9 protein-coding genes and 2 pseudogenes are annotated in these 7,942 nt (G+C 65.6%); 8 read left to right on the plus strand and 3 right to left on the minus strand.

Annotated features, from left to right (window positions below; genetic code table 11):
• On the minus strand, positions 1-630 hold a 630-nt coding region (locus JSE7799_RS18365; RefSeq protein WP_186202007.1), incomplete at its 3' end, for a transposase.
• A gap of 106 nt (positions 631-736) precedes the next feature.
• On the opposite strand from JSE7799_RS18365, the pseudogene JSE7799_RS18370 reads away from it, so the two are divergent.
• Positions 737-961 (plus strand): annotated as a pseudogene (locus JSE7799_RS18370) (ATP-binding protein); the annotation flags it as partial.
• A 57-nt stretch (positions 962-1,018) separates the two neighbouring features.
• Here the strand turns inward: JSE7799_RS18370 and JSE7799_RS18375 are convergent.
• Positions 1,019-1,267, minus strand: coding sequence for a hypothetical protein (locus JSE7799_RS18375; protein ID WP_245624936.1), 249 nt, complete (start codon positions 1,265-1,267; stop codon positions 1,019-1,021).
• A gap of 154 nt (positions 1,268-1,421) precedes the next feature.
• On the opposite strand from JSE7799_RS18375, the gene JSE7799_RS18380 reads away from it, so the two are divergent.
• The 7 genes from JSE7799_RS18380 to JSE7799_RS22090 all read left to right on the plus strand — a co-directional run bounded on the left by JSE7799_RS18380 (position 1,422) and on the right by JSE7799_RS22090 (position 7,594).
• Positions 1,422-2,423, plus strand: a complete 1,002-nt coding sequence (locus tag JSE7799_RS18380) for a GntR family transcriptional regulator (protein ID WP_055664915.1) — start codon at positions 1,422-1,424, stop codon at positions 2,421-2,423.
• Complete coding sequence (locus JSE7799_RS18385; protein WP_055664916.1) at positions 2,420-3,121, plus strand: creatininase family protein; 702 nt, start codon at positions 2,420-2,422, stop codon at positions 3,119-3,121. The genes JSE7799_RS18380 and JSE7799_RS18385 overlap by 4 nt, the downstream gene beginning before the upstream one ends.
• Complete coding sequence (locus JSE7799_RS18390) at positions 3,118-4,134, plus strand: ketopantoate reductase family protein (protein WP_055664917.1); 1,017 nt, start codon at positions 3,118-3,120, stop codon at positions 4,132-4,134. The genes JSE7799_RS18385 and JSE7799_RS18390 overlap by 4 nt, the downstream gene beginning before the upstream one ends.
• A complete protein-coding gene (locus tag JSE7799_RS18395) occupies positions 4,125-4,874 on the plus strand; it encodes an SDR family NAD(P)-dependent oxidoreductase (RefSeq protein ID WP_055664918.1) in 750 nt (249 codons plus the stop codon). The genes JSE7799_RS18390 and JSE7799_RS18395 overlap by 10 nt, the downstream gene beginning before the upstream one ends.
• Positions 4,871-5,770, plus strand: a complete 900-nt coding sequence (locus JSE7799_RS18400) for a polysaccharide deacetylase family protein (RefSeq protein WP_055664919.1) — start codon at positions 4,871-4,873, stop codon at positions 5,768-5,770. The genes JSE7799_RS18395 and JSE7799_RS18400 overlap by 4 nt, the downstream gene beginning before the upstream one ends.
• Positions 5,767-6,690 (plus strand): isoaspartyl peptidase/L-asparaginase family protein, encoded by a 924-nt coding sequence (locus tag JSE7799_RS18405; protein WP_055664920.1) that lies wholly within the window; start codon positions 5,767-5,769, stop codon positions 6,688-6,690. Before JSE7799_RS18400 ends, JSE7799_RS18405 begins: the two co-directional genes overlap by 4 nt.
• 769 nt (positions 6,691-7,459) lie before the next feature.
• Complete coding sequence (locus JSE7799_RS22090; RefSeq protein ID WP_275934905.1) at positions 7,460-7,594, plus strand: hypothetical protein; 135 nt, start codon at positions 7,460-7,462, stop codon at positions 7,592-7,594.
• 107 nt (positions 7,595-7,701) lie between these two features.
• On the opposite strand, the pseudogene JSE7799_RS21180 reads toward JSE7799_RS22090, so the two are convergent.
• Positions 7,702-7,942, minus strand: a pseudogene (locus tag JSE7799_RS21180) (hypothetical protein); the annotation flags it as partial.

Consider the following 7,942-nt stretch of genomic DNA (forward strand, 5'->3'; position numbering starts at 1 on the left):
GGCCGCGCTCTCGGCCCCATTGGGGCGGCGGGCCGGGCGCAGCAGTGTCCCGACGAGCCGGCCTTCGCCGTCGAAGACGACGATCGGCTGGAAGCCGAACTCGTCGTAGAACGCATTGAACAGGCGCAGCTGCTGGTGGCCATGCACCGCGTCAAAGGTATCATCGATATCGAGCACGATCCGGCTTGGGGGGCGCGCAAACGAGTGGCAGTAGAACCGGACCATCTCGCGGCCCATGCGGATCAGGGCGCGGGCGTCGGGCAGGTTTTCCATGCGAGAGATCGTTGGCTGCGAACACAAGGCCGGCCCTGTTTCCGGGCCACGCTCCAGCGCGATCCTGAAGCTGGGATCGTACCGCAGGGCGGTCGCGTCATTGCCGTCTTCATATCCCGCCGCGATCATCATGATCCGGAACCGGATGATGTCGCACAGGCTATGCTGAACTTTCGCCGGGTCACGCGGATCGTGCAGGCAATCTGCGAGCCGCTGCGCCAGACCCGCCCTGCGCTCGATCTCGCGCAGCAGGGTCAGGCCGGCGTCGGAGCTCATGTCGGCGCCGTCAAACCCGAGTAGGACCGGCTTACCGTTAAGGCGTGACAGGCGGGGCGTGGAGCACGTAGACTGGGTCATGGCGGAGGTCGTCCTGCTGAAATCTGAATCTTTGGCGTCGATAACCAATAAATACAGAGTTTTAGACGGTTACGCCACCTCCGCCGCCTTCTCGTGAATTATGCGGGTTAGCAAACTATACGAGCGCACCAGCGTGGTCATCACCACCAACCTGAGCTTCAGCGAGTGGGCGAGCGTCTTCGGTGATGCCAAGATGACCACAGCCTTGCTCGATCGCCTCACCCATCGCTGCCACATCTTGGAGACCGGCAACGACAGCTACCGCTTCAAGGCAAGCTCCGAGACAGCGAAGAAGAAACGGAAGGAGACAGCACCATTGACCCCATCATGAACCAACAACCATAACTACCGGGCGGGTCAGATTTCGGTGACAATGCCGGGTCAGTTCTCAGTGACAGCCAACAGCTTCCCAGCTGACCGCGAGGCCCGGCTTGAGCTGCAACGTCTCGTCCACATCGACCAGCGTGTCGAATACGTGGCGCAGTGCTTCGGCCTGACTCCCGAGCGTCGACCAGTGCGGGTCGATCGAGTCGGGACCTGCGCGCAGGCCGACGACCAGTTCCTGCCCAAAGGCGGCCGGTGCCGCGGCCAGCAGTGCCATTGCGGCAATGCCCGTCCTGAGTGTCTGTCTAAGCATCTTCCCCTCCCGTTTTGTGTTACACCTTCATGTCACACTACGGCGGCATCTTCGCCGGTCCGTCAACCCATGGTCGAAAATATTCGGCTTCGGCCGTAAGCGGCGCCAGAAGATCGTGCTTGAGTGCTGAATTGTTATTCTGCATTGATACGGTATGGGCACTGAACGGGCGGACCCCGATAACACCTTTGCGCGCCTCGCGCGCGCGCTCGACAGGACCTCCTCGGTGCCGGTTTCCGTCCAGCTGCGCGGCGCGCTGGAATACGGAATCGCATCCGGTGACATTCCGCCCGGCACACGATTGCCGTCGGTGCGGCGGCTTGCCGGCCATCTCGGCGTCTCGCCCGTCACCGTGAACAATGTCTACGCGGCCCTGCAAGAGGCAGGGCACGTCCATGGGCGCGTGGGAACGGGGACCTTCGTCGCCGATGACGGCGTCTCTCACCAGCAAGCGAAGTCGCTTCGGGAGGTCGAGCGGGGGATCGCCGAGCTCGTGCGCCTCGGGCAGGAGGCGGGACTGTCGCGGGCGGAGCTGACCTACCGCGTCTCGACGGCTTCGACGCGCCAGGAACATGTGCGCATCCTGATGATCGGTACGTTCCACGACGCCACCGAGGCCTATGCCGAAGATATCCGGCAATACCTCCGTCCCGGCGACGAGATCATCGCTCGCACGACGGAGCAGATGGCGACGCAGCGGGTGGAGGGGGTCGGCCTCGTCGTCGCCCCCCGGACGCTTCGGGTCGAGGCACAGGCGCTTTTCCCGAAACTTCCGGTCGTCGGAGTTACGCTTATCCCGAAGGAGGCGACGCGGGTCGCCCTCGCCGGGATCCCGCCACTGGCTCAAGTCGCGGCGGTCTCGCATTTTCCGGAATTCCTGCCCGCCATGCGCGCCGGCATCATGCGCTTCGCCCCGCACGTCACCCACGTGACCGGCGCGGTCCGCGACGATGACGATCTTCCGTCTCTTCTGGCGCGCGTCGACGTGCTCATTCACTCCACGGGTGCCGAAGACCTGCGGAGCGGTCTGAATTCCCGGCAGAAGGCCATCGAGTACCGGCACACGCCGGACAGCAACTCCATTGAAACCGATCTTCTGCCGGCCATCGATGCCTGCCGCGGTCGGACCCGAGAACAAGAGGGACGGGCATCTTGAGAATTTCACAGGCCAACTGGTTCGAAGTCGAGAAGTACCTGGAGAACGACGACCGCTGTGTGCTGCCGCTCGGCTCGACGGAGCAGCACGCGTATCTCTCCCTGTCGGTGGATTCGATCCTGTCGGAAAAGGTCGCGGCCGACGCCGCCGAACCCTTGGGCGTGCCGGTCTTTCCCGCCGTCGCTTACGGTCTCACGCCGTACTTCATGGCATTCCCCGGCACCGTTTCGCTTAAGCTCGCCACCTATGCCGCGTTCGTCCGCGACATTCTCGACAGCCTCTACGCCACCGGTTTTCGCCGCGTCCTGATCGTCAACGGCCACGGCGGCAACTGCCCGGTCCAGCCTGTCACGATGGAATGGATGGAGGCGCATGAGGGGGCGCGCTGCCGTTTCCACGATTGGTGGAAGGCGCCGAAGACCTGGACCTGCGTGCAGGAGATCGATCCGGTCGCGTCTCATGCGTCGTGGATGGAGAACTTCCCTTGGACCCGTCTCCCCGGCCGCGACCTGCCGTCGGAGCAGAAGCCGTTCGTGCCCTTCGATCGGCTGCGCGACCGCAATGCCGCAGGCGTTCGCGAATTGATCGGCGACGGCAATTACGGCGGCGTCTACATGAAGCCCGACGCCGACACCGAACGCCTCTGGTCCATCGCCGTCGAAGAGACGCGCGACATGCTCCAGGGCGACTGGACATGACCGAGCCGATCCTGATCTGGGGGGCGGGGGCCATCGGCGGCATTCTCGGCGCCTACCTCGCCCGGGCCGGTCATACCGTCCACATGGTCGATATCGTCGAAGACCACGTCCACGTCATGCGTCAGCGGGGGCTCGCGATCGAGGGGCCGGTGGAGGCGTTCACGCAAGTGCTGCCCTCCAGCACGCCCGCCGAGCTGGAGGGCCGGTTTTCCCGCATCATCCTGGCGGTCAAGGCGCACCACACCGAAGGCGCACTCGACATGCTGGTCCCGCATCTCGCGCCCGGCGGCTTCGTGGTATCGGCCCAAAATGGCCTGAACGAGATCGCCATTGCCGAGCGCATTGGTCCACAGAATACGGTCGGCTGCTTCGTCAATTACGGCGCCGACTGGCTGGAGCCCGGCCGCATCCTCTACGGGAACCGCGCCGCCGTGGCGGTGGGCGAACTGGACGGACGGACCGGGGATCGGACGCGCGAGGTTCACGCGCTGCTCCGCGTCGTCGAGCCCGACGCGGTGCTTACCGACAACATCTGGGGCTACCTGTGGGGCAAGCTCGGCTACGGTGCCCTGCTTTTCGCGACCGCCCTCACGCCCCTTTCGATGTCGCACGCCATGGCCCGCCCCGAACACCGCCCGGTCTACGAGGCGCTGGGGCATGAGGTCATGCGCCTTGCCGCCGCGCAGAACATCCGGCCGCTCGGCTTCAACGGTTTCGATCCCGATGCATTCCTTGCCGCCGACCGCGCCGGTATGGCCGCATCGCTCGACGCGATGGTCGAACACAACCGCCACACTGCCAAGACCCATTCCGGCATCTGGCGCGACCTCGCCGTGCGCAAGCGGCGCACCGAGGTGGACGCGCAGGTTGGTCTGCTGGTGGCGCTCGGGCAAAAGCACGGCGACGCGACGCCGACACTGGCGCGCATGGTCGAGCTGATCCACGACATCGAGGCGGGCCGGCGAAAGCAATCGCCGGATCTCGTCGACCTGATGGTGCCCCTGTGCAGCTGAGCCTCGACAATCACGTCTTCGTCGTCACCGGCGCCGCGCAGGGTATCGGCGCCGCCATCGCCGCGTCGCTGGCCGAGGCCGGCGCGACCGTGGCCGCCATCGACATCGACGCGGACGGCCTCACCCGTTTGCAGGATCTTGCCACGACGCATACCGGCAACCTCGGAACTCGCGACGGCGCGCATGCCGCCATCGCTGCCGTCGAGGCCCGGCACGGCCGCATCGATGGTCTCGTGACGGCCGCTGGCGGGGTTCGGGGGCAGGCCGGTCGTCCCATCGAGGAGATCTCGGAGGACGATTGGCGCGCCATCTTCGCCGCCAATGTCGATGCCGCGATGTGGTGCGCGCAGGCCGCAGCTCCCGGCATGAAGGCGCGCGGCTGGGGGCGCATCGTCACGATATCTTCCGGCGCGGGCTTGCGGCCAAGCCTCACCGGCATTCAGGCCTATGCCGCGGCCAAGCATGCGCTGGTGGGGCTGACCCGGCAGCTTGCGCTGGAGTTCGGTCCGCACGGTGTGACCGTGAATTCCGTGGCGCCGGGTTTCATCCTGTCGAACCCCGCGACCGAACGCCAATGGGAGGCATTCGGCGAGACGCGGCAGAAGCAGATCGTGCAGGGCATCCACATGCGCCGCCTCGGCCGGTCGGAAGATATCGCGGATGCGGTGACGTTCCTCGCCTCCGACCGCGCAAGCTGGATCACGGGGCAAATCCTGTCCGTGGATGGAGGACATGCATGACCCAACCGCATGAATGGGATGAGGTGACCTGGCGCAATCTCGTGAACCAGGTCCGCGCCGGTCGCAACCTCAAGCCCGCCGCATGGCCGGGCGGGGCGCGCTGTGCCGTGGCGCTGTCATTCGACAGCGACCACGAGACCAACGAACTGCGCGACGGGGGCCTGTCGCCCGCACGCCTGTCCTGGGGTGAATTCGGCGCCCGCCGCGGCATCCCGCGCATCCGCGCCGCCCTCGACCGTCACGGCTACAAGGCGAGCTTCTTCGTCCCGGCCGTCTCCGGTCTCCTCCACCCCGAGGAGCAGCGTGAACTGACGCAGGACGGCCACGAGATCGGTCTGCATGGCTGGATCCACGAGGTGAATTCCCGCCTCGATGCCGCGACGGAGCGGGACCTGATGTTCCGGGCCTCGGATACGATCGCGCAGATCACGGGCGTGCGGCCGGTCGGGATGCGTACGCCGTCCTGGGATTACAGCCCCCACACGCTGTCCATCGCGCGCGAGCTTGGCCTCCTCTACGATAGTTCGCTGTTTGCCGATGACGATCCCTATGAGATCGTCGCCGACGGCGAACCGACCGGGATCGTCGAACTGCCCGTGGAGTGGATCCGTGACGACGCCGTCTACTTCATGATGAACCGCTTCGGCGCACAGCGCCCCTACACCCCGCCCGAAGCCGTCCTCGACATCTTCACGCGCGAGTTCGAGGGTGCCTATGCCGAGGGCGGATTGTTCCTCCTGACCATGCACCCGCATGTCATCGGGTATCGAAGCCGCATGTTCATCCTCGAAGAACTCCTCGCGCGAATCGCCGCGAAGGGGGATTGCTGGGTGGCCACTCACGCAGATGTCGCGCGCCACTGTGCCCGCGCGGCGGAAATGAAAGGAAAGACATGACCTACGCTCTTGCCGTCCATGGCGGTGCCGGAACCATCCTGAAGTCGAAGATGACGCCCGAGCTGGAGGCCGCTTACCACGCCGGCCTCGCGCGTGCGCTCGAGGCCGGGCAAGTCATCCTCGAGGAGGGCGGTTCCGCGCTCGACGCCGCGACGGCCGCGGTCTGCGTGCTGGAGGACGAGCCGCTTTTCAACGCCGGCCGCGGCGCCGTCTTCACCGCTGACGGCAAGCAGGAGATGGACGCCGCCGTCATGAGCGGTGCCGACCGTCGCGCCGGCGCCGTCGCCGGTCTCTTCGGGCCCCGCAACCCCATCCGCGCCGCCCGCGCAGTCATGGAGCGGACGGAGCATGTCATGCTGATCGGTGAAAATGCGCTGCGCGTGGCGCGCGGGGCCGGCCTGCCGTTCGAAGAGGAGGCCTATTTCTTCACGCAAGGGCGCTGGGATGCCCTTCAGGAGACGCTCGAAATGCGTGCGAAGGGTGAGGAGAACGACGATCCCGCCCGCCGCCACGGCACTGTCGGGGCGGTGGCCCGCGATCGCGATGGCCACCTCGCGGCCGCGACTTCCACCGGCGGCATGACCGCCAAGTCGCCCGGACGTGTCGGGGATTCCCCCCTGATCGGGGCGGGCACGTATGCCGACGACGCGACCTGCGCCGTGTCCGGCACGGGGCACGGCGAAATCTTCACACGATGGACCGCTGCGGCCGAGATAAGCGCGCGCATGCGACATCTCGGAGAATCTGTCGAACAGGCGGCGGAGCATGTGGTCATGCATGACCTCGCGCCGAACGACGGCTCGGGGGGCGTGATTGCCATCGATGCAGCCGGCCACATCGCGATGCCCTTCAATTGCGAAGGCATGTACCGTGGCGCAGTCGGCAGCGACCTTGAGCTTCTCACGTCAATCTACCGCTAAACCACAAGGCTGCCGCCGTTGCTGAGACGTCCGAAAGCCGCGGCGGCATCCGGCCCGAACGGGCTCTGTTGCTCGGCAACGGCAACTTGGACCTCTTGGTGGGGAAGGCTGAAGGGCGCCGGTGTTGATGATGTGCCCACCCCCGACTGCGATAATCTCCGACTTGGCCGCTCTCCTGTACAGGCCGCTGCAGACCCGCCTTGGCCCGCCGATGCCGTCGGTCGGCGGTCACATCATCAAGTCCTTCCGATCCTGTGGTCTTCTTGCTGGAAGCACCCTGTGCAGAGACGTCTCTATCCGCGCAAAAGCGGAACCCTTCCATGCTGTCCCCTTGGGCCTCCAGGACGGGAAAATAGATAAGAACGGTGGTCCAGCGAAAAGGTCTGCGACGCCCACCGAAGGCGGGCGCATCAGGCATAGGGTCGGACCATGCGGAGTGTGCGTCGCCCTCCGGATCTCTCTGCGCGGCTCTTCGACGGCCGGGAAGGACGTTCTGCACTTCTCCCCAGTCACTACCTGCGCATGCCTCCCCGGCGCCGGCCAAGGGGGTGGGGCCGGCCTGCTGCTTCACTGAGGAACGATTCCCCAGCCGTCATCGCACATGACGGCACCGGAGGCCGCATGGTGCTCTCAGCGCCGTCTGCCGCAATCCGGCCCTTCACGAGAGGGGATTGGATGGCCGGCCCAAAAGACACGCCGGGAATAAATGACAAAGGCAGGAGGACATCGGCCCCGGCCATAGGCTGACCCTTCAGACACGGAAATCTTCATGTCCGAAGAACAACGTCTCTCCGACGCCCGCAATTTCATCGCCAACTGCGATGCGGCTCCGCTCGGTTTTTTTCCCGGTGAGCGCTGGGGCGCACTGGTCCACGCGGCGGAATTTCGCGCCGGAGAAAAATAAACGGCTCGCCCTCGATGCGATGGATGCCCTGTCCGGTATCGCGCGCTCTCACGGCGCAACGGGTATCAACTCGACGGTTTGATCGTCATCCTGTCGCTCGAGGCAGACTACACGACTCCCACCCGCAGCCGTCTCGGGACGACGAGATTTCGGGCGACGAGAGGCGTTTCGGGACCGGACCGCATCCATCGTCGGACCTCATCGAAGCCGGTCCGGAACCAGGATTTCGAGCAGTATCCGTGCTTCTTCCGGGCGGGGTATTTGTGTCCCATGAGCTGGGCTGCAGCACGGCAGATGAGGGCGATGGCAATAGCGGTTATGGCGATGAGCAGAGACAACCTGGACGCG

Source organism: Jannaschia seosinensis, from assembly GCF_001408515.1.
In the GTDB taxonomy this organism is placed as follows: domain Bacteria; phylum Pseudomonadota; class Alphaproteobacteria; order Rhodobacterales; family Rhodobacteraceae; genus Jannaschia; species Jannaschia seosinensis.